Annotated in this window: 21 protein-coding genes and 2 pseudogenes; 12 read left to right on the top strand and 11 right to left on the bottom strand. The window is 31.0% G+C overall.

Features of this window, described 5'->3' with window-relative positions:
* The first annotated feature begins 40 nt into the window (after nucleotides 1-40).
* Together ACP3TL_RS11375 and ACP3TL_RS11370 are read left to right on the top strand one after the other, a co-directional pair.
* Nucleotides 41-1,495, top strand: coding sequence for a carbon starvation CstA family protein (locus tag ACP3TL_RS11375; RefSeq protein WP_069832329.1), 1,455 nt, complete (start codon nucleotides 41-43; stop codon nucleotides 1,493-1,495).
* A gap of 232 nt (nucleotides 1,496-1,727) precedes the next feature.
* The gene (locus ACP3TL_RS11370) at nucleotides 1,728-2,288 is read left to right on the top strand and encodes a helix-turn-helix domain-containing protein (RefSeq protein ID WP_069832328.1); all 561 of its coding nucleotides are present in this window, start codon (nucleotides 1,728-1,730) and stop codon (nucleotides 2,286-2,288) included.
* Nucleotides 2,289-2,564: 276 nt separating this feature from the next.
* On the opposite strand, the gene ACP3TL_RS11365 is transcribed toward ACP3TL_RS11370, so the two are convergent.
* Together ACP3TL_RS11365 and ACP3TL_RS11360 are read right to left on the bottom strand one after the other, a co-directional pair.
* On the bottom strand, nucleotides 2,565-3,344 hold the full coding sequence (locus ACP3TL_RS11365) for a cytochrome c oxidase assembly protein (protein ID WP_069832327.1): 780 nt from the start codon (nucleotides 3,342-3,344) through the stop codon (nucleotides 2,565-2,567).
* A 20-nt stretch (nucleotides 3,345-3,364) separates the two neighbouring features.
* Nucleotides 3,365-3,820, bottom strand: coding sequence for a DUF2243 domain-containing protein (locus tag ACP3TL_RS11360; protein ID WP_256092653.1), 456 nt, complete (start codon nucleotides 3,818-3,820; stop codon nucleotides 3,365-3,367).
* A gap of 594 nt (nucleotides 3,821-4,414) precedes the next feature.
* Here ACP3TL_RS11360 and ACP3TL_RS11355 point away from each other — a divergent pair.
* From ACP3TL_RS11355 to ACP3TL_RS11330, 6 genes are all read left to right on the top strand, one after another.
* Nucleotides 4,415-5,845, top strand: a complete 1,431-nt coding sequence (locus tag ACP3TL_RS11355) for an MFS transporter (RefSeq protein ID WP_069832326.1) — start codon at nucleotides 4,415-4,417, stop codon at nucleotides 5,843-5,845.
* 18 nt (nucleotides 5,846-5,863) lie between these two features.
* Nucleotides 5,864-7,810, top strand: coding sequence for a right-handed parallel beta-helix repeat-containing protein (locus ACP3TL_RS11350; RefSeq protein WP_069832325.1), 1,947 nt, complete (start codon nucleotides 5,864-5,866; stop codon nucleotides 7,808-7,810).
* 291 nt (nucleotides 7,811-8,101) lie between these two features.
* On the top strand, nucleotides 8,102-9,178 hold the full coding sequence (locus ACP3TL_RS11345) for an acyltransferase (RefSeq protein ID WP_277575742.1): 1,077 nt from the start codon (nucleotides 8,102-8,104) through the stop codon (nucleotides 9,176-9,178).
* Nucleotides 9,179-9,779: 601 nt separating this feature from the next.
* Nucleotides 9,780-11,324, top strand: coding sequence for a hypothetical protein (locus ACP3TL_RS11340; RefSeq protein ID WP_285336758.1), 1,545 nt, complete (start codon nucleotides 9,780-9,782; stop codon nucleotides 11,322-11,324).
* On the top strand, nucleotides 11,294-11,704 hold the full coding sequence (locus ACP3TL_RS11335; protein WP_285336757.1) for a hypothetical protein: 411 nt from the start codon (nucleotides 11,294-11,296) through the stop codon (nucleotides 11,702-11,704). The genes ACP3TL_RS11340 and ACP3TL_RS11335 overlap by 31 nt, the downstream gene beginning before the upstream one ends.
* Before the next feature lie 104 nt (nucleotides 11,705-11,808).
* Complete coding sequence (locus ACP3TL_RS11330; protein WP_069826255.1) at nucleotides 11,809-12,327, top strand: hypothetical protein; 519 nt, start codon at nucleotides 11,809-11,811, stop codon at nucleotides 12,325-12,327.
* A 187-nt stretch (nucleotides 12,328-12,514) separates the two neighbouring features.
* Here the strand turns inward: ACP3TL_RS11330 and ACP3TL_RS11325 are convergent, their stop codons facing one another.
* From ACP3TL_RS11325 to ACP3TL_RS11315, 3 genes and pseudogenes are all read right to left on the bottom strand, one after another.
* On the bottom strand, nucleotides 12,515-12,655 hold the full coding sequence (locus ACP3TL_RS11325; RefSeq protein WP_081325276.1) for a FeoB-associated Cys-rich membrane protein: 141 nt from the start codon (nucleotides 12,653-12,655) through the stop codon (nucleotides 12,515-12,517).
* A gap of 12 nt (nucleotides 12,656-12,667) precedes the next feature.
* Nucleotides 12,668-14,635, bottom strand: a pseudogene (gene feoB, locus ACP3TL_RS11320) (ferrous iron transport protein B).
* The gene (locus tag ACP3TL_RS11315) at nucleotides 14,628-14,864 is read right to left on the bottom strand and encodes a FeoA family protein (protein WP_069832322.1); all 237 of its coding nucleotides are present in this window, start codon (nucleotides 14,862-14,864) and stop codon (nucleotides 14,628-14,630) included. Before ACP3TL_RS11315 ends, feoB begins: the two are co-directional and overlap by 8 nt.
* 416 nt (nucleotides 14,865-15,280) lie before the next feature.
* Between ACP3TL_RS11315 and ACP3TL_RS11310 the strand changes: the two genes are divergently transcribed.
* Entirely contained in the window at nucleotides 15,281-15,577 is a 297-nt protein-coding gene (locus ACP3TL_RS11310) for a hypothetical protein (RefSeq protein ID WP_069832321.1), read from the top strand.
* Nucleotides 15,578-16,076: 499 nt separating this feature from the next.
* On the opposite strand, the gene ACP3TL_RS11305 is transcribed toward ACP3TL_RS11310, so the two are convergent.
* Complete coding sequence (locus tag ACP3TL_RS11305; RefSeq protein WP_069832320.1) at nucleotides 16,077-16,910, bottom strand: aldo/keto reductase; 834 nt, start codon at nucleotides 16,908-16,910, stop codon at nucleotides 16,077-16,079.
* A 265-nt stretch (nucleotides 16,911-17,175) separates the two neighbouring features.
* Nucleotides 17,176-17,274 carry a type I toxin-antitoxin system Fst family toxin gene (locus tag ACP3TL_RS11300; protein ID WP_141714367.1) on the bottom strand — a complete coding sequence of 33 codons (99 nt, stop codon included), beginning with the start codon at nucleotides 17,272-17,274 and terminating at the stop codon, nucleotides 17,176-17,178.
* A gap of 260 nt (nucleotides 17,275-17,534) precedes the next feature.
* Between ACP3TL_RS11300 and ACP3TL_RS11295 the strand changes: the two genes are divergently transcribed.
* Entirely contained in the window at nucleotides 17,535-18,956 is a 1,422-nt protein-coding gene (locus ACP3TL_RS11295) for an APC family permease (protein ID WP_277575743.1), read from the top strand.
* Between the two features lie 157 nt (nucleotides 18,957-19,113).
* Here ACP3TL_RS11295 and ACP3TL_RS11290 read toward each other — a convergent pair whose 3' ends face one another.
* From ACP3TL_RS11290 to ACP3TL_RS11275, 4 genes and pseudogenes are all read right to left on the bottom strand, one after another.
* On the bottom strand, nucleotides 19,114-20,037 hold the full coding sequence (locus ACP3TL_RS11290) for an SMP-30/gluconolactonase/LRE family protein (protein WP_069832318.1): 924 nt from the start codon (nucleotides 20,035-20,037) through the stop codon (nucleotides 19,114-19,116).
* Between the two features lie 542 nt (nucleotides 20,038-20,579).
* Nucleotides 20,580-21,165, bottom strand: a pseudogene (locus tag ACP3TL_RS11285) (stage II sporulation protein M).
* A 177-nt stretch (nucleotides 21,166-21,342) separates the two neighbouring features.
* Entirely contained in the window at nucleotides 21,343-21,651 is a 309-nt protein-coding gene (locus tag ACP3TL_RS11280; protein ID WP_069832317.1) for a hypothetical protein, read from the bottom strand.
* 240 nt (nucleotides 21,652-21,891) lie between these two features.
* On the bottom strand, nucleotides 21,892-22,086 hold the full coding sequence (locus ACP3TL_RS11275) for a hypothetical protein (RefSeq protein WP_069832315.1): 195 nt from the start codon (nucleotides 22,084-22,086) through the stop codon (nucleotides 21,892-21,894).
* A 410-nt stretch (nucleotides 22,087-22,496) separates the two neighbouring features.
* Between ACP3TL_RS11275 and ACP3TL_RS11270 the strand changes: the two genes are divergently transcribed.
* Both ACP3TL_RS11270 and ACP3TL_RS11265 read left to right on the top strand, forming a co-directional pair.
* A complete protein-coding gene (locus ACP3TL_RS11270) occupies nucleotides 22,497-23,291 on the top strand; it encodes an SDR family oxidoreductase (RefSeq protein ID WP_277575744.1) in 795 nt (264 codons plus the stop codon).
* Between the two features lie 23 nt (nucleotides 23,292-23,314).
* Nucleotides 23,315-25,198 (top strand): BglG family transcription antiterminator, encoded by a 1,884-nt coding sequence (locus ACP3TL_RS11265; RefSeq protein ID WP_069832313.1) that lies wholly within the window; start codon nucleotides 23,315-23,317, stop codon nucleotides 25,196-25,198.

Raw genomic sequence — 25,198 nt, 5'->3', positions numbered from 1 at the left:
AAGAAAACACTTACACATTATCTAAAGGGGGGATGATAATATGATTACGTTTATCGTGTCTATTATTTTATTAGTTGTAGGTTATTTCACTTATGGTAAATATATCGATAAGATGTTTGGAACGAAAGAGGAACGTCCGACGCCAGCATTTCATCAGAGGGACGATGTCGATTACTTACCGATGAAGACATCATCTAATTCACTGATTCAATTATTAAATATTGCAGGTGTTGGTCCAATTTTTGGACCAATTATGGGAGCACTTTATGGACCTGTCGCATTTATTTGGATTGTTGTGGGTTGTATTTTTGCAGGGGCTGTTCATGATTATTTAACTGGGATGATTTCAATCAGAAATAAAGGGGCTCATTTACCTGAGCTTGCTGGTAAATTTTTAGGAAAAGTGATGAAACACTTTGTTAATATTTTCTCTATTTTATTATTACTCTTAACAGGAACAGTATTTGTGACAAGTCCGGCATTATTATTACATGATTTATTAGACGGACGTATTGCATTAGGCATCATTATTTTTGTTATCTTTATTTATTATGTTCTTTCTACAATTTTACCTATTGATAAAATTATTGGCCGTATTTATCCAATATTTGGGGCATTATTATTAATTAGTGCGGTTGGTATTGGTTTCCGTCTTATTCAAACAGGCGCACCGATTCCAGAGATTAATTTAAAAAATATGCATCCTGATGGGGCATCTATTTTCCCATTATTATTCTTCACGATTACTTGTGGGGCGTTATCTGGTTTCCATGCGACACAAACGCCAATTATTTCTAGAACAACGAAAAAAGAAAATAATGGTCGTTTTATCTTTTACGGTATGATGATTGCTGAAGGGATTATCGCTATGATTTGGGCAGCAGCAGGTATGAGTCTATTTAATGGTTACAATGGACTTAGTGATGTATTAGCGCGTGGCGAAGCAGCTTTAGTGGTAAGTGAAGCTTCTCATTTATTATTAGGTTCTGTCTTAGGAACAATCGCAGTGTTAGGCGTAATCGTCTTACCGATTACGAGTGGGGATACATCTTTCCGTAGTGCTAGAATGATTATTGCTGATTACTTAAATTATGGTCAACGTAGTGTTGTAAAAAGAATTATCGTAGCTGCACCATTATTTGTAATTAGTTTCGCTTTGACTCAAGTAGACTTCACAATACTTTGGCGTTATTTCTCTTGGGCTAACCAAACCACTGCAACTGTTGCTTTGTGGGTCGGGGCTATGTACTTACTCATGGCTAAAAAGAATTTCTGGGTTGCAGCAATACCAGCCGTGTTCATGACATGGAATATATTTACATACATTCTCAGTCAGCCAATCGGTTTAGGATTAGATCTTACATTAAGTTATGTGATAGCATTTATACTGACGGTATTATGGGTTCTGTACTTTGGTTATCAATATAAGAAAATCACTGCAGGTGAAGAGTTTGAATTAGATCACCAAATTCAATATCAGCAACAAACGACTTAAGTTTTTATATTGGCAGTACTTGGCCGATAGCTAGTTAAACTTGTGGGGCGGATATGAAATCAAATTATGATTTCTATCTTGCCCTTTTTTGTGCTGTCTAAAGGCAGTCTAAAAAACGTTGGTATCATAGGGTGTAAAAGCATTTTGACAATTGAAAAGGTGCATATGTCAAAGAACTTTGGTAGTCTAATAATGAATTCCATATTAATCTCTAGTCAAAGGAGCACGACAAATGAATTTAGGTTCTCAAATTAAGTATTTCAGACAACGCGATTATTTATCTCAAGAAGATTTAGCAGAGAAATTATATGTTTCACGTCAAACAATTTCTAATTGGGAGAATGATAAGAGTTATCCAGATGTTCATAATTTACTTATGCTCAGTTCATTGTTCGATGTTTCTTTAGACGATTTAGTCAAAAGAGATGTGGAGATTATGGAACAGAAATTAAAGCAAACGAACTTTAACTTGTGGTCACATTTAATGGTGTGGCCGATATTATTAGCAGCGATTTTATTTGGTCGAGCGCTTTATTATTGGGGAACGATTGGCATTGTCATTGAGGTTGTGCTATTTATTATTGCGATGTACGCTTCTATTAAAGTAGATTTTATTAAGAAGTCTAATAATATGCAAACTTACGATCGAATCGTAGCATTTATGAAGGGTGAAGATCCTAATGAGGTTAATACTACAAAACTAAGAAATACCCTGACATTTATATATAGCTTCGTATTTCTCGTAGGCGGTTTTTTAATCATTATGCTATTAAGTATGTATTTTTTAAAATAGAAAATATAGTGAAAGGGAGTGGGAGAGAAATCTAGTTTCTCTAATGAGATTTCGTTGTATGAGCCCAACCCGGCAAAGCTGACTATAAAATGGAATACAAGCGCTGAAGCACTTGCATAAGGAACTACTTGTCTTCATAAATGAAGTAGTAGTTCCTTAATAGCTTGATATAAGCGCATTTTCAATTCAGTCAGCCAATGCCAATATAATGATTGAGGCTGAGACATGTATTTATGTCACAGCCTTTTTTATATTTTAACTTTTTAATATAATTCATCAGTTAGCGTGTTTAATCGTGCGTGGTGCAGTGGCTTTATACCATTGATAACAAAGTATGATAATCAAAAATAAATCAACAACGTCTCCACCATAATACATCCACATGCTGCCAATCTCAGCTTCAATTCTTGGAACACTACTTGGGGGTGTCGCATATATATGCTTGGACAGTATCTTGTGTCCGGCTAAAGATAAAACCAATACAATCGCTCGATAGAGATGACTATATCGATGTGGGGTAATATCGATATAAATAATCGATATAGTAAAAAGATAACCAGCTAAAAATACATGTAAATGTATTAGCATATAGAAAAATAGTGAGTGGTGCATAAAAAGATATAAATCTGTAGTGTAGAGTACATAAAGTCCGCCAATATTTAGTATAGAAGCGGTAATAGGATTATTAATAAATTGTATTGGACGACTTTTTAGCACGTCGGTAATTCTTCTGGCATTTTTTACTTTCAATGATCTTAATAATAAAGTCATCGGTGTAGCGAGTAGAAGCAGAAGTGGAGCTAACATGCCTAATAACAGATGTCCGAACATATGACCAACAAAATGAGTGTGTGCAAACGCTGCTAAAGGCCCTACCAAAGAGAGAGCTACACAAAAAAGGCCTAACCCCCAAAAGAAATAACGGTATATAGGCCATAGTTTATACTTTCGACTGGTTATTATTGCAGCGATTAAATAGAGAAGGAAGGCTGTAATAAGCAATATGGTCACAGTAGGTTCAAATGCGGTTCCTTCAATTTGGATGTGATGATGCATATTGATTTAGCCCCCTCCTTCTATAGCACATTTATTTTTTTTGTTTGCATAAAGAGAATTGCCCCAATAATAAGAATGATAACTGCAGTTACGTTCCAAACAATGTCATATGGAACAATATAAACATCGTAGCGGATTTGATGTAGGCCAAGCAGTTTGTGCTGTACTAGGCCATCATATAGTTGGAAAAAACCAACACCGAGTAACATGCCACTGATCCAACGTTTCATCCAAAATGCATTTCTTCTACGAAGGTCGGCTACTAAAAACATCGCGGCAATTGTAGCAAACCAACTAAATGCATGAAATAACCCATCTGAGAATAAACCAACGGCAACGGTAGATTTGTCGTAAAAATGATGCCACGCTAGAAGTTGGTGGAAGACGACTTCATCAAAAAAGGCTACTAAACCTAATCCAAAAAGAAACCCTGAACCTAAGTTACGTTTAGAATGTAAGATATGTTTATTTTTCAAGATTGGCCAGTCCTTTCTATGAAATATAGAATCTCTTATAATTATTTCCCCTCTTAGAGAAATAGATAAACTTGTAAGCATTTGGAGTTCAGAGTATATAGAGAAATGGGACTGAATGAACTTTTTAGTATTTTTAAAACTTTTATTAAAAAATATCGCAGTAAATGTTTGGGCAAGCAGTTTAGTAGTAATCAACTCCCTACAATTTAATAAATTTATTTGTAGATAATGTAGATAATGAAATACCTTAAAAATCAAGACACGTGCATGCTCATCGGCATTCATTTCAAAATAAAAAAATAAAGAATATAGCTAATTTTAAGTGAGTTATTATCCTTAAATTGTATTTAATTTTAAGGAGTAAAAAACTACTCCAATATAAGAAAGCGTTTACAAATAAGAAATAAGGTGATGTATTAACGTTAATTTGGTTAGTTAAATTAACAAACTAACCAAAAATAAGGGGGCTTTGCTAAAAGTTAACGCGTAAAGATAACTATACATATTACTGGTTTGGACATTCTAATTTATGAATAGTTGTTTTGTTAATCATCTATGAGCAGGCATACATTAAAAATTAATGGGGTGGGGATTATGTCCGTTAGTTATGATTCTAAACAAAGTGATAAGAATGAACGATTAGGTATGCCAGAGAAGATTACTTTTGGTATCGGGGATTTTGGAGCGAATTATAGTTGGACCTTTATTGCATCTTTTATAATAATTTATATGACTGATGTAGTGGGTGTTGCTGGTTCAGTAATAGGTACTATTATATTGATTTGTCGGTTTGCAGATGGTTTTTCGGATTTGTTTATGGGAAGTATCATTGATAATACAAATACAAAGATGGGCAAGGCTAAGCCATGGGTCTTTTGGACCGCTCCTATTTTGGGAATCTTAACTATTTTATTATTTAATGTGCCACAATCTTTTGGTGATACTGAAAAGATTATTTATATCTTTTCAATATACTTTTTGATATCAGTAGTGTTTTATACTGCCAATAATGTTGCATATTCTTCTCTTATTTCATTTATGACTAAAAATGAAACTGACCGTGTTTCATTAGGAAGTATCCGTTTTATTTTTGCTAACTTAAGTGTGTTGTGTATTACGACATTTACCACATTTTTAGTTAATGGATTCGGTGGTAATCAGCAAGGTTGGACTGTTACATCTATTATTTATGGCGCATTATGTGCTATACCGTTAATGATTGCAGGATATTTTGTAAAAGAAAGAAACGTTGCAACTAAGAAATATGACCACATTGATAAAAAAGGTGTCAAAAAACAAAAAAACCGCATACCTTTTACATTAATTATAAAAACATTAATGACAGAAAAATACTTTCTTATTACTATTGTTTTATATTTACTATGGTATTTACGTCAAACAGATAATAGCATGAGAATATATTATGCTACGTATATTTTTAACGATGAAAATGTTATGGAACTTTTAAGTTTTGCTACTTTAATCCCAACAATTTTAGGTTTACTACTTGCAGCTAAATTTTCAGAAAAGGTTGGAATTAAGAAAAGTATCATTATTGGTTTAGTAATATCAATAATTTCTTATATCATTATGAGTTTGTTTTCGGAAAACTTAACTATGTTAGTTATAGGTTTAGTTATACATGGTATAGGAATCGTACCATTTACTGCTGCACTCAGTGGTATTGTTGCAGATATTGGCGATATTATATATTGGAAAACAGGGGTGCCAGTACAAGGGTCAGTGTTTAGTTTGGCTAGTGCTGGGATGAAAATTGGATCAGGTCTGCAGTCAGCTATTGTAGGGTGGTCATTGTCCCTCGGTGGTTATGTCGCAGGAGCTTCAATACAATCTGAAAGTACTATATTTGCCATAAAATCGATGCAAATATACTTTCCGTTTTTAATGGTTATAATGATAATGATTGTTACATTCTTTTTAAATTATGAAAAATTCATAGGTAAGGTTAAGGACCAAATAAGAAATAATGAAGTGGGAGAACTGAGAAATAAAACAAATATATAAATAAGCGGAGGTTATATTATGTCAAAAAAATTATATGTAGCTAAAACAGGATCAGATTTTGCTAAGGGGTCTGAAGATGAGCCGTTATTAACAATTAATAAAGCGGCTTCGCTTGCGTTGCCAGGGGATACTGTAATTGTTCATGAAGGCATATATAGAGAAGAAATAAACGACATAAATTCAGGATTAAATGAATCTCGCAGAATTACATTTGAAAGTGCAAAAAATGAAAAAGTGACTATAAAAGGCTCTGAAGAAATAAATGATTGGCATCTTGTAGAAGGAAATATATGGAAAGTAGAAGTTCCTAATCAATTATTCAAAACATTTAATCCTTTTTCAGTGAAATTATTTGGTGATTGGCTTGAGGTTGATAATGATCAGACTTTAGGGCAAGTATATTTAAATGGTCATGCACTATTTGAAGTAAATGCTTTTGATAGATTGAAAAATCCACAAAGCGTCGAAAAAGTATTTGATCATTGGACCGAAAAAGAAGTTGATTTTGATTACGCTGATTTATCGACATTTTTATGGTATGCGGAAGTAGATGAAAATAGTACTACGATTTACGCTAATTTTCAAAATTATAATCCAAATGAAGAATTAATAGAAATCAACGTCAGAGAACCTGTATTTTCGCCAAGTCAAACACATACTAATTATATAACGATTCGTAATTTTGAATTAGCGCATGCGGCAACACAATGGTCTCCACCTACAGCTAAACAGACTGGTTTGATTGATACGAATTGGAGTAAAAAATGGATCGTAGAAAATAATTATATACATGATTCAATGTGTAGTGGTGTTTCAATTGGTAAAGAGATATCTACAGGACAAAACTTTAGTTCAATTAGAAAAGATAAACCTGGCTATCAATATCAAATAGAAACAGTTTTTAGTGCTGTTAACGCTGATTGGAATAAAGAAACGATAGGGTCACACATTATTAGAGATAATAAAATTAGCGATTGTGGACAAAATGCTATTGTGGGTCATTTAGGGTGCGCTTTTAGTGAAATATATAATAACCACATATTTAATATTGGTAATAGAAGAGCGTTTTTTGGATATGAAATTGCTGGTATTAAACTACATGCGGCTTTAGATACACAAGTTTATAATAATTACGTTCATAACTGCTCTTTAGGTATGTGGTTTGATTGGCAAACTCAAGGAACAAGAATTAGTAAAAATATATTCAATGAAAATACAAGAGATCTTTTTGTAGAAGTGACAAGCGGACCTTATCTCGTCGATAATAATATATTAACTGCTGATTACGCTTTAGATAATCATGCTCAAGGTGGCGCTTATGTTAATAATATTATTAACGGTGAAATGGTTCATAGATTGATGCTAGATAGATCAACGCCTTACCATGTGCCACATAGTACATTAGTCGCTGGATTTGCTCCAGTTTATGGAGGAGACGATAGATTCTACAATAATATATTTATAGGGAAAAATGCTGTAAATAATATTGGAACTGAACTGTATAATGGTTATACAACATCTTTAGAAGAATATAAGTATTTGGTCTCTCAAGAAGAAGGAGATCACCAAGCTTATCATAAAATAAAACAACCTGTTTTTATTAACAATAATGCTTATTTCAATAAAGCCAAACACTTTGAAAAAGAAGAAAATAATTTAATAGATGAGAACTTCAATCCTGCGTTATCTTTAGAAGAAGAATCAGAAGGTTTATATCTTAACATTTCATTACCAGCATCATTTTTTGAAATTAAAGGAGAAACTCAATCGAGTGACACTTTACCTAAAGTAAGACTAGCAGATGCAGATTTTGAAAGTCCGAATGAAAAGCCAATCAGTATTAATACTGATTTAGTAGAAAATATGAGAGCGGATACTACACTATTAGGACCAATTGAAAATTTACAAGCTGGTGAAAATAAAGTGCTAATTTGGAAACACAATGAAAACGGTGACTATATGTAGGACTAAGTCATTATTATAAAGATAAATGCACAAAATAATTAGACCGCTATAACATTCACAAATGAAAAACAGCCTCAATTTTTAAAAATTGAGGTGCATCCCAAAAGTTGGGCATAAAAATTCAACTTTTAGGGATGTTTTTTTATGTCAAAATACTATCAATCTATTTTTATTATTGTTTCATACAGAAGCAATGTGCTTTAACGGTTGATTTATGATAATATAGAATAATTGTTTTTTTATTTAATTTATTTAAAAACTTTTTATTAAAACCATAGGAGATATTAGTTTATGAAATATTATGAAGAAATACCTGTTATAAGAGCTATAGCCACGATGTTAGTTCTATGTATACATTTAACAGCTCAATTGTATAATTCAAATGGCGTCATAACAGATCCTATTTTGTCATATTTTAATCAAATAGCGAGATTAGGAACACCAATTTTCGCCGTAATCAGTGCATTTTTGCTTACAAGTTCGACTTTGAATAGAAAATTTAGTTTATTATACTTTATCAAATCAAGATTCACTAAAATCTTTATACCTTATATACTATGGACAACTTTATATATAGTATTGAGGTATCTGTTTACTAATACATATTATCCTCCAGGGACGCCTTTAATAAAATACTATATACTTGGTACAGCTGAAATACATTTATATTTCATTTTAGTAGTAATTCAATTTTATTTACTATTTCCATTCGTACACAAACTTAAAAAGGGGTTACCATTAATAGCAGCATATATCATTGCGACAATAATAAATGTGATTTGGTTGAATTATGGTAGAGGTGAAATCACATTCCAAAGTGACTTATTAAACGCTTTTGTTAATAGTAAAGCATTTATATTGAATTGGCTTTCTTTCTTTTTCCTTGGCATTTGTTATGCGAAGTTTTATAAAGAAATTAATAGAATAATATTAGAATATAAAATTTATTTCAAAATAATAGGGAAGATATTATTTGTTAATTTAATAATCAGCATTGATATTACAAATTTATATGGTTCAAGCAGTATAGCTAACATCATTTATATACCATTCTTTCTTGCGCTATTAATTATATTTTATAATCATGTTAAAAATTATAAGTATTTAATGAAATCTTTAACAGTTATAGGAAATTATTCTATGGGGATATACTTGATTCATGTTTTATTAATTATGATATATAGACAGTATCCTTATGCAGATATTGTTAATAATCCATCTACGTTTGTTATTTCTTATATCGTTATATTATGTCTTTCTGTAATATCCATTTATTTAATAAGTAAATTGCCTTTTTCAAGTTATATTGTACCGATTCCAGCTAAAAAAACTATTATTAATAAGCGTGTACGAAATGAGAAGACATAGTGAAGCTGTAATATGAGCATTAAGATGTTAAGAAAGAACAAGCTTTCAGGACGACAGACTTATCCATCTGCAAATAGAGAAAATAAGTAAATAGATGTAAAACATAGACAATTATAGAATTTGAAAAAGAGTGTTCAGAAAACAATCATTTCTGAACACTCTTTTTCATTATAAATAATTATATAAACAGTAGAGTAATTGAACGCAGTTTATGAACATTATATGAAAATAAATTGTAAATATTTATAATAAAATTTATTTACAATTTTCAATAATAATAAATATTTTCTTTATAAAAGTTCATATTATAACTTTAATTAATATGTTATAATAGAATTCTGACAATTAATAATTATTAAATATGTAAAGATTGTAATATCTATATAAGTTTTGTTTTATAATATATTTTTGTCATAAAATCGGAAAGTTTTGTTTTGTAAAAACTTTCCGATTGACTCACTTATTAACGAACAAACTTTTATATATTACGATTCAATCAATTATTATATTGTTTCTAGAACAACGGTTAAGTATAAAATGAAATATTTAAGTATTATTCTTAACATTTTAAACAATAACTCGGATGGAAGGATGACATGTAATGAGCGATAACATTTTAGATATTAGTTCTTTAGAAATAGACCATGTACTTGCAGGAGAAACCGAAATATATATTGTTCCAATCGTTGCCCCGGTATTGAGAAAAGGATATTCCAAAGGAAACGCTGTTGAATCTTTCAAACAAATCTTAGGTTCCTCTAAAATTGTGCAATCTTTTGATGTGACGATAGACCACAATGATGAAAATGAGCCTTTCAAAATATTTGAAGATCGAGAATACTGTGTTACAGATTTAACTTCCTTACATAACATAAAAGAAATTAAACGTCTTGACTGTAATTTTGGTTTAAGGGTTTATATACCTAATGAAAATGAATTTAAAGTAAAAATTATAAATAATGATATCTTAAAAGAGACAAATATGCCTGATTTTAATATTTCTGATCTAAGTAATGGCTTAAAATTTGAAATGCTACAACCATTGAAAGAAGCGATTATAAAACAAATTGGAAATAAAAATAAACGCGGTGCTAAGCAAAATTTGTTTAATGAAAAGAAGGAAAAACAAATTATATCTATTAACAAAAGCGAAGATTTTTCAGACATTCAATTTTTAAAAGATAATCTATATAACACGCTAGATTCACTTATAGATAAAGTTTATTTAGATGATGAAAATTTAGAATTTAGAAGTATTGTCGACGACAAAGGTTATAATGAAAAAGTATTGCCAACTTACCAAAAGCTTGAACAATTAACTGAAGATGACTTTAATAAAGCGAAAAATGACAAATTAGTAGTCCTACAAAAAAAGAGAGAAGATATTATAAACAGTATATTCAATCAACTTGTCACTGATTTGTGGAGCAAAAGTATTGAAGCGGATAAAACGCGTAATTATAAATCGAATGATTCTCAATATCACAAGTCTTACACACAAATAGAAAGTAAATTCCAAGAAGATTTAGGGATTATTCCAAATAAAGTTGAAGAACAAACCAAAAAATTAGAAAAAGATTTTGAAACAGGTAAAAATGAACGTGGCGAAAAAGCACGTCGAGACATGGAAGAAAAAATAGAAAGAGAAGAAAGACCTATTTTAACAAACCGCATTCGTGAATATGAAAAGACATTATCAAATAAAGCAAAAAATGCCTATCATAATCAAATCAAAGTATTAGATGCTAATGTTAAAAACAACTATGATTTGCATGTTTCTAAAATTGTAGATGACATTGTCCAACATCATCAAGAGACGATTGATACTAAAAAGTCGGAACTGCAAAACATTATGGAAAAAGATGTAGAAACATTAGTTCAAAAAAGAAGTGAAGATGTAGATAAACTTAGAGGAGAGATTAGTAAGTTAGAACAAGACTTAATTCATAATGAAACAACATTTAATGAACGTTTAGATTTAGCAGTGAATCAAAAAGTAACTGATTATGAATTAAAAGACTCACAAATGACAGATGAAATTAATTGGTTAAGAGTAGAATTAGAAAAACGAAAAGAGAAAGTACGGATAAAGACGAATCAATACGTTCTAAAGAAATGGAACTTCAAAATAATAGAAGTCATTTAGACCGTTTAAATCAGCAACTAGAACAAAGTAACCAAACAAGTTTAAGTATCTCTGCCCGTGCTATGGAAATTAAGCAACAAGCTTTAAGTTTTTCAAATAATGATTCAAATCAAACAAATTTCAATAATTTTGTTGAACCTCAAAACATCGATGTAGGCAACTTATTAGACGATGGTGCTGAAAAAGCAAAGCGTTATGAACGTAGGAAAAAACCGACGTTCTTCACTTGGTTAGGCGGTCTCTTTTTATGTGTCTTGTTAGGTTCGGGTACTTTATTTGGTAGTCACGTAGCCAATGCTCAAGAAAAACAAGATAGTACTACAGACACGCAAACTAAAGTTCAAAATTCACACAAAACAGAATCACCACAAAAGAAATAATAATGTTTAGAAGCACCTATTGTTAACAAATAGCAGACTCAATGGATAAATGAGTGCTAGCTTAATAACACGGATTGATATTAAACAATATGGGAGTGGAAACAATGAACCAACAAAAATTAGAAGAATTGAACCGTCTTGCAAAGGGCACAGAAAAAGAAAGAAAAATTGCACTTACGTTTGGTTATCAACCAATTATTGAAGAATTAAAAAAAGATAATAATAAAGAAATTTCAGATTTTGCACAAACGATGGATGCAAACGAAGATTTAAAATTATATAAAAACAATATTCACTACGAGCGTTCTAAAGAACAATTTCAAAAACATTTAAAACAAGCAACACAATATATGTATGCTACATTAATATTAATCAGTATCGCTGTAGTATCTATATTTATCGCTGTGATTATCTTTTTTGTTAATCCAACTACGTCTGTGTCGCCATTTATCACAATTACAATGGTAACGATGATAGGTTCACTAGTAACAGTTATACTTTCTAAGCGAACTGGGGTTTCCTATAATAATAGTAAGCAATCACTAGCAAAATCAAAATATTTACTTAATATTTCACGGTCTAATTCACAATCGTTACAAGCACAAATCAATAATAATGAATAAGTAAATCTAAAAAGTTAGAAAATCACATTGAGTATAATTTTAACTCCAAGCTTAGAATTCTGGTGAGCAATTAACTAGAGGAATTTAATATATGAGGCTGAGACATTTATTTCTGTCCCAGCCTCATCATTTTTTATGTTTTTATCTATTTTAGTGATTGAACACATAGGCTCTATTTAGTTCACTGTTATTCTTTTGTATTACAACCTTCTTTAGAACCGCAAGAGCTGCATTTTCCTTCTTTAGATTTTTTCATAAATTTAGTTAATGTAAATATAGTGTAGCCAAAAATTGCTAAAAAGATAACGATGTTAATGATAATCGACATAAAATCACGTGCTTAAATAAAAAATTGGCCAACTTGGTAGAAGATGAATGTCAGTATATAGGCAGCAATTAAAGGATAGGCTACTGCGAATATTGTCCATTTCAAAGCATAGGTTTCCTTACGAATGGTTGCTACAGTCGATAAACAAGGTATGTACAATAGGATAAATATCATAAAGGCATAGGCTGATAATGGCGTAAATTGATCTTGAACGATATTTACTAATCCGGCTTCATCTGAAGCATAAATAATAGCCATCGAACTAACTATGACTTCTTTAGCTAAGAACCCTGGAACAAGCGTCGCGCCTGCTTGCCAAGTTCCGAATCCTAAAGGTGCAACTAAAACTGCAAAGAAACTTCCGATAGAATGTAAAAAGCTGTCGTTTACATCTACGTTGAAACCACCTGGTCCTGTATAATTTAAAAGCCAAATAACTACTGAACCTGCAAAGATGAAAGTTCCTGCTTTTTTAACAAATCCTTTTGCTTTTCCCAAGTACTTCTCCAAAGTGTTTTGATAGAAGGTAAACGATATGTCGGTAATTCCACGATAAATACTGAATCATCATTTTTCAGCACAGTTTTAGTCAGTAAGACACTTGTTAATAATGCGATGACAATGCCAAGCACATAAAGACTTAACACAATGAGCGCTTGATTTTGCTCGAAGAAAACACCAACAAATAATGCATACACAGGTAGTCTTGCAGAACATGACATAAACGGTGCAATTAAAAAGACGTTCTTTCTCACTTTCAATACTACGTGCAGCCATAATACTAGGCACGTTACACCCGAAACCAATAATCATAGGAATAAAGGATTTACCACTTAAGCCAAAGGTTTCCATAATTCTATCCATCAATATAGCTATACGTGCCATGTAACCTGAATCTTCTAGTAAAGAAATAAAGAAGAAGAGTACGATAATCTGAGGGACGAATACTAATACACCCCCAACACCTGCGATCACTCCGTCAGTAATTAAATCTTGTAAGAAAGCTACAACACCAAGGTTATCCATGACTGACTTAACGGTATCGGTAAATGTGCCACCAAGAAATTCATCAAGCTGATCAGATAATGGTGTACCTACCCATGTAAATGTAATGTGGAATATGAGCCACATGATACCTAATATTCTATGTGTTAGCAATTTATCTATACGATTAGAAAGATATTGTTGTTCTTCATCAGGATATTCAATCACCCCGTCTAATAATTGAGCTATGTAGTCGCTACGTTTACGTTGTACTAATTCACGAATAGAACAGTCTAGTAAATCAGATAATGTTTCACGTAAAGGGATGATTTTTTCTAACACGATTTCATCGAGTAATTCATGAATTTTAGGATTGTCTAAAAGGAATTGTATAGCGATAAATCTGAAAAGCTGTTTATCGAAAGAAGTGTGTTCAGATAAATATTTTTCAATACAAGATATTGTATCTTCAAATTTTTCGCCATAATTTATTCGTAAAGGTCTAGATTTTGATAATGAATGGTCTTTAAGCGCATGTAATAAATGAGTCGTACCTTTACCACTTCTCGCTAGGATAGGTAATAAGGGTAGTTTTAATTTCTTCATTAGAGCAGTCTGATTAATACGAATACCACGTTTTGTGGCTACATCTATCATATTTAAGCCGATAATAATGGGTGCCCCTAATTCCATTAATTGAACTGTTAATTGTAAATTTCGTTTGAGTTGGCTTGCATCTATGATATTGATCATACCTGAGAAGTCATTGTTTAATAAGTAGTCGGTCACTACAGTTTCATCTTTAGAAATAGGTGACAGTTCGTATATACCAGGTAAATCTATAAGGCTTCCAGCGTTCTCTTTTAGACGGCCGACCTTCTTCTCAACGGTAACGCCGCTCCAGTTGCCTACATATTCGTAAGTGCCAGTTAATGCATTAAATAATGAGGTCTTACCTACATTAGGATTTCCTAGGATACAATAGCTATTATTCATGTGCTTCCTCTAAAAAAATCTGACATGCATCACAACCACGTATACTTAAACATTGGTCATTAACTTCTAAAATACAAGGCCCTTTGAATAAACATTTTTGCTTAATTTTCACGTTCGCTCCGTTATTTAAGCCTAGCGCATTTAAACGTTGTAACATATGTTGGTTTTTAATATGTAGAGCTTTAATTTTATAACGTTTTTCCAAAGTGGCTGTCTCGATATTTAGCATAGTCATCACTCTTTCTTAATTGTAAATAATAATCATTGTCAATTATACAACTAAGTTTTGTACGATAAAATCGTTTTAAATATTAATTTTGTGGACATTTTGTTAAAAGACATTGCAATGCTCATAGATTTCATTAAACTTATAATAAAATCTATCTGAAATATATATTAACCTTGAATTAAGGGTATAGATAAGTGAGCAAAAATATTGTATATTTACACGATAGGTATTACACTCGAATCAAACTTGAAATGAAGCGGTCTAGTTTTTTAGATATTTTGATTCGTAAATATAGTTTTTAATACATAAAAATAAAGACACCAAGACGATTTGTTTTCAATCCATCAGTAGCAATATGTAAATAGTTTATATGCATTAAGGGTTTGTAAAATGCGCATAATGTAGGAGGGATTCAAATGGTTATTCGTGAAAATAAACGTATCAAAGTCAAAAGATTGAATGAAACACGTTCTAGTGGTATTTCTGTGATGATTGAAGAAGGTGGATTGGGAGCCGATCAATATTATCAAATAGAAAAGCAAAACACGGAAACTTCAGAAGAGCATTTACACCAATTTGAAAATGAAGTTCGTGAAAAGAGTGACATTGAACTTATAGATTTATTAGTTGTAAATGCAAAAGAAAATACAAATACAAATTATAATGAAGCGTTGCAAGTAATTCAAGAAGAGATACTGGATCGCATGAAATAGTGATTAAATTCATACAATTGAATAATAAAATGAGCATATGAAGGCTATTGATAGGGGATAATTAGAACTATATCAGTAGCCTTTTTAGTATGATAGGCTGTCTAAAGTACGTCTAGAATATTAAAAATGATTAGAAATACCAATGAGAACATAAAAAAGGAACGGGAATACGAAATCAAAAGTTGAAATTTGATTTCGTATTATCGATCCTATCAGACTGCTACTGTGTAATTGTTAGTTGGTACTTTTTGTGCACGCTTTCCGAGGGCACAGCCTTAGCCTGTAGTCTTCGGCTGATGCTTTCCTCACAGGAGGCGGTCCAAATCACTACCATTTTTAAAACAATGAACAAATCAATTAAAAATATAAGGTTTGTCTCCTACGAAACATAGGAAACAAACCTTTAAAATTATATACTAACCCAAAGTACAACTTTTTGAGTTCTTTACACATTGAGTTTGTTTACGTTCAGTTACAACATCATATATTTGTATTTTTGTTAACCATTTAATTCTAATGGATTAGGTCCAATTCTCTTATTTTCGTTTAATGCATCAATACGTTCCATTTGATTAGTTGATAATGAGAAATCAAAGATATTAATGTTTTCTTCTATTCTATGAGGTGTAATTGATTTTGGAATTGTTACGACACCATGTTCAATATTCCATCTAATAACAACTTGTGCTGGAGATTTTCCAATTTCTTCTGCAATCTCATTGATTGTTTCATCTGTTAAAATCTCCGCGTTCATTAGTGGAGACCATGACTCCATGTATATAGCTTCAGTATCTAAGTAAGTTCTCAATTCTTGTTGTGTGAAGTAGGGATGAAATTCGACTTGATTGATGACAGGTTTAATAGAAGTTTGTGATTTTAACACTTCTAAATGCTCAATATTGAAGTTACTTACACCAATATTTTTAACTTTGCCTGATTCGTATAATGCCTCCATACCTTTCCAAGTGTCAATCATGACAGACTCATCTGTACCCGGCCAATGAATAAGGTAAAGATCTAAGTAGTCTAGATCTAAGTTATCTATAGAAGTTTGATATCCTTGTTCTACATTGTCTTTGCCAAAGCTATCAAACCAAAGTTTTGAGGTAATAAATAAATCTTTTCTTTGAATACTGGCTGCAGCCATACCTTCTTGTATACCACGGCCCACCATTTCTTCGTTTCCGTAAACTAATGCGGCATCAATACTGCGATAGCCGTTAATAATTGCATGCTTCACTGCATCTTTTGCAGTGTCATCATTTTCTACTCTAAAAACACCTAAACCAAGTTGAGGCATAGTATTACCATTATGAAAATCAATATATTGCATAGTTATTCTCCTTTTACTGTGTTTGATTTCAAAATATTTTCAAACAATGTTTATATTAGTTATATTACCGATGATTAAGTAAAAATGTAAGTACGCACTTTAAAGTAACCTAGGTATCTATTTTATGAATAATCATATTTTTAATTGATTTTTAAGATTGCTGTGATTATAATATAGGTATAAAAAATGTTACCATTTAGTTCACCAAGCCCTCACTATTGCCTATAATAGTGAGGGCTTTTTATGGTGTGGCTTACGTTATCGCCTATTGTTTTTCGCCACGATTACGAAGCCATTGCGTAAACATGGCAATGATGCAACCACTGATGATTGTGGCTAAGACATTTATAAAAAATGCTACCATTATTCAGATCACCTCCTCTCAACGTCTAAATTGACGCCTGAGAGATAGGCGACATCCATATTATATACTAGAAATGCTGTGCTTTTATCATATGTTTGAGCTTGTCACTTTATCTTCAAATATTTCCTCAATTATCCAAATTACAACAAATATCATTCTCAATTTATTTAATTTCTTCTTAAAACAACATGTACATTGTATTCGAAAATCATTATACTTAAGAACATGTTTATTTTTAAAACAACAAGGAGTTAGACAAAATGAGTATCATTAAAAGAGTATTTCGGAAAGAAGATTTATCCCGTTATCAAAATAAAGATTCAAATTTGGAACGTACACTTCGTGTGAGAGACTTTTTAGCATTAGGTGTCGGAACGATTGTATCGACTGCTATTTTCACATTACCAGGTGTTGTTGCTGCAGATCATACTGGACCAGCTGTAACACTTTCATTTTTAGTATCAGCTATAGTAGCGGCACTCGTTGCTTTTGTATATGCAGAGATGGCTTCAGTGATGCCATTTGCAGGTTCGGCTTATACTTGGATTAGTATATTATTCGGAGAGTTTTTTGGTTGGATAGTAGGATGGGCGCTCATTGCAGAGTATATTATTGCAGTTTCTTTTGTAGCGTCAGGTTTTTCAGCCAATTTAAGAGGGCTTTTAGACCCCTTCCATATATCATTGCCAAACGCATTATCCAATTCACTTGGAACTAACGGTGGCATAATGGATATTATTGCAGCAATTGTAATTATTATCACAGCACTCTTGTTAGCGAGAGGTGCATCAGAAACAGCACGCGTACAAAATATACTTGTTGTGTTAAAAATATTAGCGATTTTCTTATTTCTTATTGTAGGTTTATCAGTTATTAATCTTGGAAACTACATACCGTTTATTCCTGAATATAAAGAAACAGCAGCAGGTGCCTTTGGTGGTTGGCAAGGTATTTACGCAGGAAGTTCGGTTATTTTCATTGCTTATATCGGTTTTGATTCTATTGCAGCTAATTCTGGAGAAGCAATTAACCCACAGAAAACAATGCCTCGAGGTATCTTAGGATCACTACTTATTGCAGTTGGATTATTTGTTGCTGTATCACTCGTATTAGTAGGTATGTTTGATTACTCAGCATACAAAGATAACGCAGAACCAGTAGGTTGGGCATTACGTATGAGTGGACACGGCACAGTTGCTGTTATCGTACAGGCTGTCTCAGTTATAGGTATGTTTACGGCACTTATTGGTATGATGCTTGCCGGTTCACGTTTACTTTTTTCATTTGGCCGTGATGGCATTCTTCCGTCTTGGTTAGGGAAGTTAAATACCAAGAATCAACCTAATCGTTCTTTAGTCATACTAACAATTGTGGCAGTCATTATCGGATCTGTATTTCCATTTGGATTTTTAGCGGAATTGATTTCAGCAGGTGCGCTCGTCGCATTCATGTTTGTGACAATTGGAATTTATGCATTACGCAAAAGAGAAGGTAAAGATTTACCAGAACCAGCATTTAAATTACCATTTTATCCTGTTATGCCGATATTTATATTTATCTGTGTATTTGCAGTGTTTTGGGGATTAAGCGGACAAGCTAAATTCTATACATTGATTTGGTTTATTATTGGTATTGTATATTATTTATTTTATGCCATTAAGATGAATGGTCAGCAGAAATAGATAGCTAATTATTGGTAAATGTGTAAATACATATTATACCTTTAGGCTTTATAAAATACATGAAACCCCCTTTCACTAGTAGCTAAAGTGAAGGGGGTTTTATCAGTTTTTGATATCATATCCTAAATTGTGTTTGTGAAATAAACTGCAACACTTTTTAAGTTGTTCTGAATATATTCGTTTTATATCCACCAACTTCTAAATCGATTGAGAACATGTAGCCTGCCGTGGGTTCTTGGTGTCTTTCATACTCATTCAATGGTGCTAATGCCGTAGTCATAAATAGAGTTTTTAAATTTTCTCCACCGAATGCACAAGATGTAACGGTAGAAGTTGGTAAAGTAATACTGTCTATCCATTTTTTCTGGAAGGGGTTGATCTTTGCTACTACACCACCTTTGAATAAAGCAATATACAACATGCCTTGTTGATCAATTGTCATGCCGTCGGGTAATCCATCTGATTCTTCAAAAGTATAAACAGTCTCTTCATTTGAAATTTGACCAGTTTTTGAATCATAATTAAATTGACTCACGGATTGGTTAGCAGAATCGATATAATACATAATGTTTCGAACAGGGTCCCAATCAAGTCCATTAGAAAGTGTTACTTTCTCTTTTGCTGTTTCAATATTAGAAAAATCCTTTTCTACGCGATAAAGCTTAGCGATTTGTCCATGAAATTGAGTTTGAGTGCTATCTTGGCTTTCTTTAAATAATCTAAAGTCATCGTTAACTGTCCCTGCCCAAAGTCTGCCTTGAGGATCACACTTAGCATCGTTTAAAAGTATTTTGTTGTTTAAATCCATTGGTGTAAAAATCTCTTTTAACGTTTCTTTTTTTAAATCATACAGATAAAATCCATCTTTCATAATCACTATAAGTTCATTCTGTGAATATTTTGCAAGTGACATTGGAGATTTTTCAAGTTGGTAAAAAGTATATTGATTAGTTTGAGGATAATAAGCGCGTATTTTATTTTCTACATTGTCTATCCAAAATAAACATTGATTTTCATCGTCCCACAAAGGGCCTTCTCCAAAAGTTGATTGTACGCTTTCTTGTAGTAATTTAGCTTGCATGATGTTCCTCCTAATTTTTTCTATAAAAGTGTCTTATAGGAAAAGCACCTTATAGTAAACATATTCTTGATAAATGAAAATACCTAAAAGGTTTCTAATCTCATACTATCAATATTTAATCTTGAATTACCAATATTGCTAAGTAACAAATAGCAATTTATAATTTAATTAATAAAGGTAAAGAACTCATACTTAAGCGTGTTTTGGTTTTATAAAAGGTGGATTGTGAATTTATATGACTAATAAAGACAAAAAAAGAAAATTTGATAAAGAAGATAAATTTAGCATTATGACTATTATCCTAGATGTATTACTCTCAATAATTAGAGGTATAATTACTGTGATAAAAAACATATTTTCATAACAATACCCAATAAAAAGCGCTTAACAACTTGTTCTCTGTTAGGCGCTTTATATATTTCTATTCATTTTATTTACATCAAAATGTTGTTGATGAATAACTAGGAAATCTATCTATATAAAAACGCTCGATTATTTATATTATAGTAATCGAGCGTTTTTATAGTTAGCTTATACTAGAACTAGTTGAGTAGATGATAAATGAAGTGAGAAAGATAAGTTTCCATGAATGCTGAGATAATATATAAGGGTAGTACAATTAGTTATAGCTATTTTAAAAGAAAGGTTTGGTTTATTATTTTTTCTAAAAATATTTGTAATTTTTCTTATTATTGATTTGTTCAGTTTATATAGCCCACTGATAACAAAACACATTGCTAATATTTCTATTATTGAGTGTGGAAAAGATGAAATAACCATTGTGCTGCCTTTATATAAATCAAAATGAACAACAAAACCAAATGCTATACCTGTCATTATCGTCGTTGATAATAGGTTTACATAATATAGAAAAGGAATAGGAAGCAATGACAGTATAAACATTTGTAAAGGCACTCTAAAACCGTTATTTATTATGTACTGCCAAAGTTTGTTTAAACCATAAGCTTCAGATATACCTTTATGTGATGAACCGCCTAAGCTTTTAAAAGTTTCATAGGAAGGGCTAAAAATAATAGCTAAAATAAAAGTAAGAATAAAAACAATAGCAGTTATAAGATAAATTTTTATCGATCTCTTAAAGTAATTAGAATCTTTGATATTTAGCATAAGAACCTGTCCCTTTTCATTTATTTAACTTTTTTATTTTAATGATTCATAGTTATCTTTCTTTTTCTTATTCATAGCTTTAACAAAAATCGGATAAAAAAGTAATGAAAAGATGACTAACATTTTAGGTAACATATGTGACTTCCTTCTTTGATTTCATGTAATATACAAAAATTCTTAACTAATAAACACATTTATGATAAGCATAGCTAGACCAAAGTAAATATAAATCGGTTTAACTTTCTTTTTATTTAATAGAGAAAGTTGAATCATTGCTATGCCTAATAATATTAAAGTTCCTTCAAAATTTGACAGTTCAATAATTTTCAAAAGCCCTATGACTGCAAATATAATTAATAAAACACTATTTAACATTAAAAACATAGCGGTTATTTTCTTCTTTAATCCTTCTGACTCGTTACGATCTATGAATAAAAACCACAAACTTATGGTAATACCATAAATTAGTGAAAGTATCGCTATCATATTTTTAATCTCCTTATCTACATTTATTATGTTATCCATCATCATTCTTTTTTGGTTTTAAAAAGACAAAGCAATTATAGACAGAAATTACCCAGGAAATACTTACAAATATAAGTACTAAATAGTCTTTATCAGTAATAAATTTGGGTACAACAATAGCTACTAAAATAGTAAATAAAATAATGGCTATGACAGTTATTAACTCAATTATTTTCATTTTATATAATCTCATTGACGCTTTTAGCTATTCTCCGAATTATTACGATTTTTTGGAGCGACGATATCACTTAAGATACCGATAGCAGCAAAACTTAATACGAATGCTAGTGACCAACCTGAAGAAATCCAGTCAGTCGACAGTAATAATATGCCGTAAACGATGGCATATATAATTAGCCCTATATGTATGTAAAATCTTAATTTATTTTTATTCATATGTTAAAACCTCTCCAAAATATGCTATGTAATTTAGAATTCCAATAAATTACTATTTAAAAACACTTTATATTTAAATTAACACATCTTATTATAACTTTATACTTTGTTTTGAATATATCTTTAAAAATTTAAAGTATTATAAAAATAAAAGGGATTAGTTACTAATAGTCTTTTTTCTTTACGAAAAATTCAATTTGGCTGTTGCTAATGACTTTCAGTTATCCGTTTCATGATAATTTTAAATTATTCTAAATAACATAGCCGTATACATACTTTATTGGAAAAACAATCAGCTATTCTTCTATTATTCGTAACTTTTCTTAAATTCGCACAAATCTTTGTATTAATTATGTAAACGATTACAAATATAATGGGAACAAATCAATTTTAATAGGAGGATATAAGTTATGGATAGTTGGTTAGATTTAGAAAGCAAAATTATAATTGTTACAGGTGGGAGTTCAGGTATAGGAAACGAAATCGTTAATAACTTATTAGATAATGGTGCAATAGTTTATAATGTAGATTTGAAAAATAGTGAAGTAAATAACGGAAATTACAACTTTTTACAAGTAGATGTAACAAATCGAGACATCGTACAAGATGCTGTAGATGAAGTTTATTCAAAAGAAGGTAAGATAGATGTTTTAATCAACAATGCGGGGATTAATTTACCACGTATGCTAGTTGATGAGAAAGAAGAGCATCCTGAATATGAAATCAATAACAAAGATTTGGACTTTATGTTTGATGTGAATCTAAAAGGGCCTATCTGGTTCAGCCAGACAGTTGCTAAATATTTTATTAAACAAAACCAAGGACACATTATTAATATTTCCAGTGAGGCAGGTCAAGAAGGTTCTGAGGGACAAAGTATTTATTCAGCAACTAAAGCTGCATTAATTGGTTTGACCAGAAGTTGGGCTAAGGAATTAGGTAAATACAATGTTAGTGTTGTTGCTATTGCACCAGGAATAATTGAAGAAACTGGATTACGTACCTCACAATATGAAGAAGCATTAGCGTATAGTCGAAATACAACTGTAGATCAATTAAATGGGGATTATTCTAAATCCATTCCTCTAAAAAGAGTGGGGCAATTGAAAGAAATTGCTAATTTAGTATGTTATTTGAGTTCAAGTAAATCAAGTTATATAACTGGTACAACAATTAACATTTCAGGTGGTAAATCCAGAGGATAACCCCCATAAGATAGGGGGAAATTATGAAATTAAGTGAGAAACATATAAAAATAGTTGAATTACTGCTCAATGATAGTATTTCTCTTGAGAAATTATCATTTAATATAGAAGTTTCAGAAAAAACTATTTTAAATTATATAAAACAAATTAATCATTACTTTGATGATTTGGTTGTCATATCTAAATATCATAGAACTCTAACTCTTTATATCAAAAAAGAACAAGCTTTTTTTAATCACTTTGAAGATTTAGTAAGAAACACTGAAGAAAATAACTTCTCCAATTATAACGCAATGGTCGATATATTTTTTCAAATATTAAAAAATGATCCTATTACTATTGATGATCTTGCAGAGTATTATTTTATGAGTAAAACGAGCGTGAATAATTTATTGAGTAATCTAAAAACAGAAATTGATGAATACGATGTTTCAGTCATAGGTAAACCCAACGTAGGATTATCTATCGGTGGGTTTGAGTATGATATTCGAAAATTAATTATTGAGAAATTCATAGATCGGTATAACAATACTGAAATAGAGTATGAATTATTTATACATTTAACTAAACTTCGCGAGACGTTAAAGCTTGATGAACAATCTTATACGCGTTTTCTTGTTTCGATAATGGTGACAATAGAGCGGATAGAAGAAAGCGAACTCATAGATGATGATATCACTTTAGACAATCATATTTTCTCTTCAAATGACTATAAAGAAATACTTTTTATTCGAGATTATTTGAATGAAAAATATACAAATATTGATGTAGATAAAGAGATGATTTTAATCGTCATACAATTAATGGGACGACGTGCCTCTATATTAGATGAATTAATTTCATCCACAGATGAAGCACTAATTAATCGTATTATTTCAAACACAGTAGATGACGTTATTGAAAATTTTGCAATAGAAATAGATTATTCGTTATTTACCAAAGATATACGGTTACATATAAAACATTTAATTAACCGTATGCTTTTTGACATTAGACTTAATAACGAAATTTCTTATGATATGAAACAACGTTTTCCCTTTGCTTATGAATTGTCAAAAGTATTAGGTGAGAATATCACGAAAGAGATTGGTTTGGATGTTTCAGAACAAGAATTAGGATTCTTAACCATTTATTTTAGTATTTATTTGGAGCAATTAGAACAAGAATTAAATGAAATTTCCAATATTGCAATTTTGACAGATTATGGATTAAGTACCATTAAACTGTTAAAGAATAATTTGTTTAAAGTTTTTGGACCGAACATCAATATTACTACGATTGAAAAGGCAGAATTTAATGAACATGTAGTAAATGATTATGAACTAATTATATCAACGACCAAAGAAAACCGACTTTTCAATAGAGTTATTTATATAGAAGATGCATTTGATGAACAATTATTAAAACTCAAAGTAGAACAATTTTTAATATATAAAGATTTAAAAAGTAAAACCATTTTTAACAAAAGTGTCATTGTTGACTGCATGACTGATAAAGATTTGCATTATATAAATGACCTACTTAGTTATGAAGAAGTAATTGGAAAAATGGTAGATATTTTATATCACGAAAGTAAAGTTGATGAGACTTTCAAAGCACATATTATCGAAAGAGAAAAAAGAAAATCTACAGTTAATAAAAGTCTAGGATTCCCACATGCCAGTCAAAATCGAGAAGGTATATATATTAAAATCGCAATTTTAGAAAAAGGGTGTATCGATTATCCTGAATTAAAAAGTGTCGTGCTTATAGCTACTCCTGAAAGAGTTGTAAATGAAGCATTATTAATTCGAACATATGAAGAAATATTGAATTTATCAACAAATGCATTTTTAATTAATAAGTTTTCCCAGAAAACTACCTTTGCTGATTTTGCACAATTATTAAATCAAGAAATGAGGAATTAA

Source organism: Staphylococcus caseorum (genome assembly GCF_049943195.1).
Taxonomy (GTDB): domain Bacteria; phylum Bacillota; class Bacilli; order Staphylococcales; family Staphylococcaceae; genus Staphylococcus; species Staphylococcus equorum_A.
Note: the sequence above shows the minus strand (reverse complement) of the source record. Positions and strands in the feature narration are given on the sequence as shown.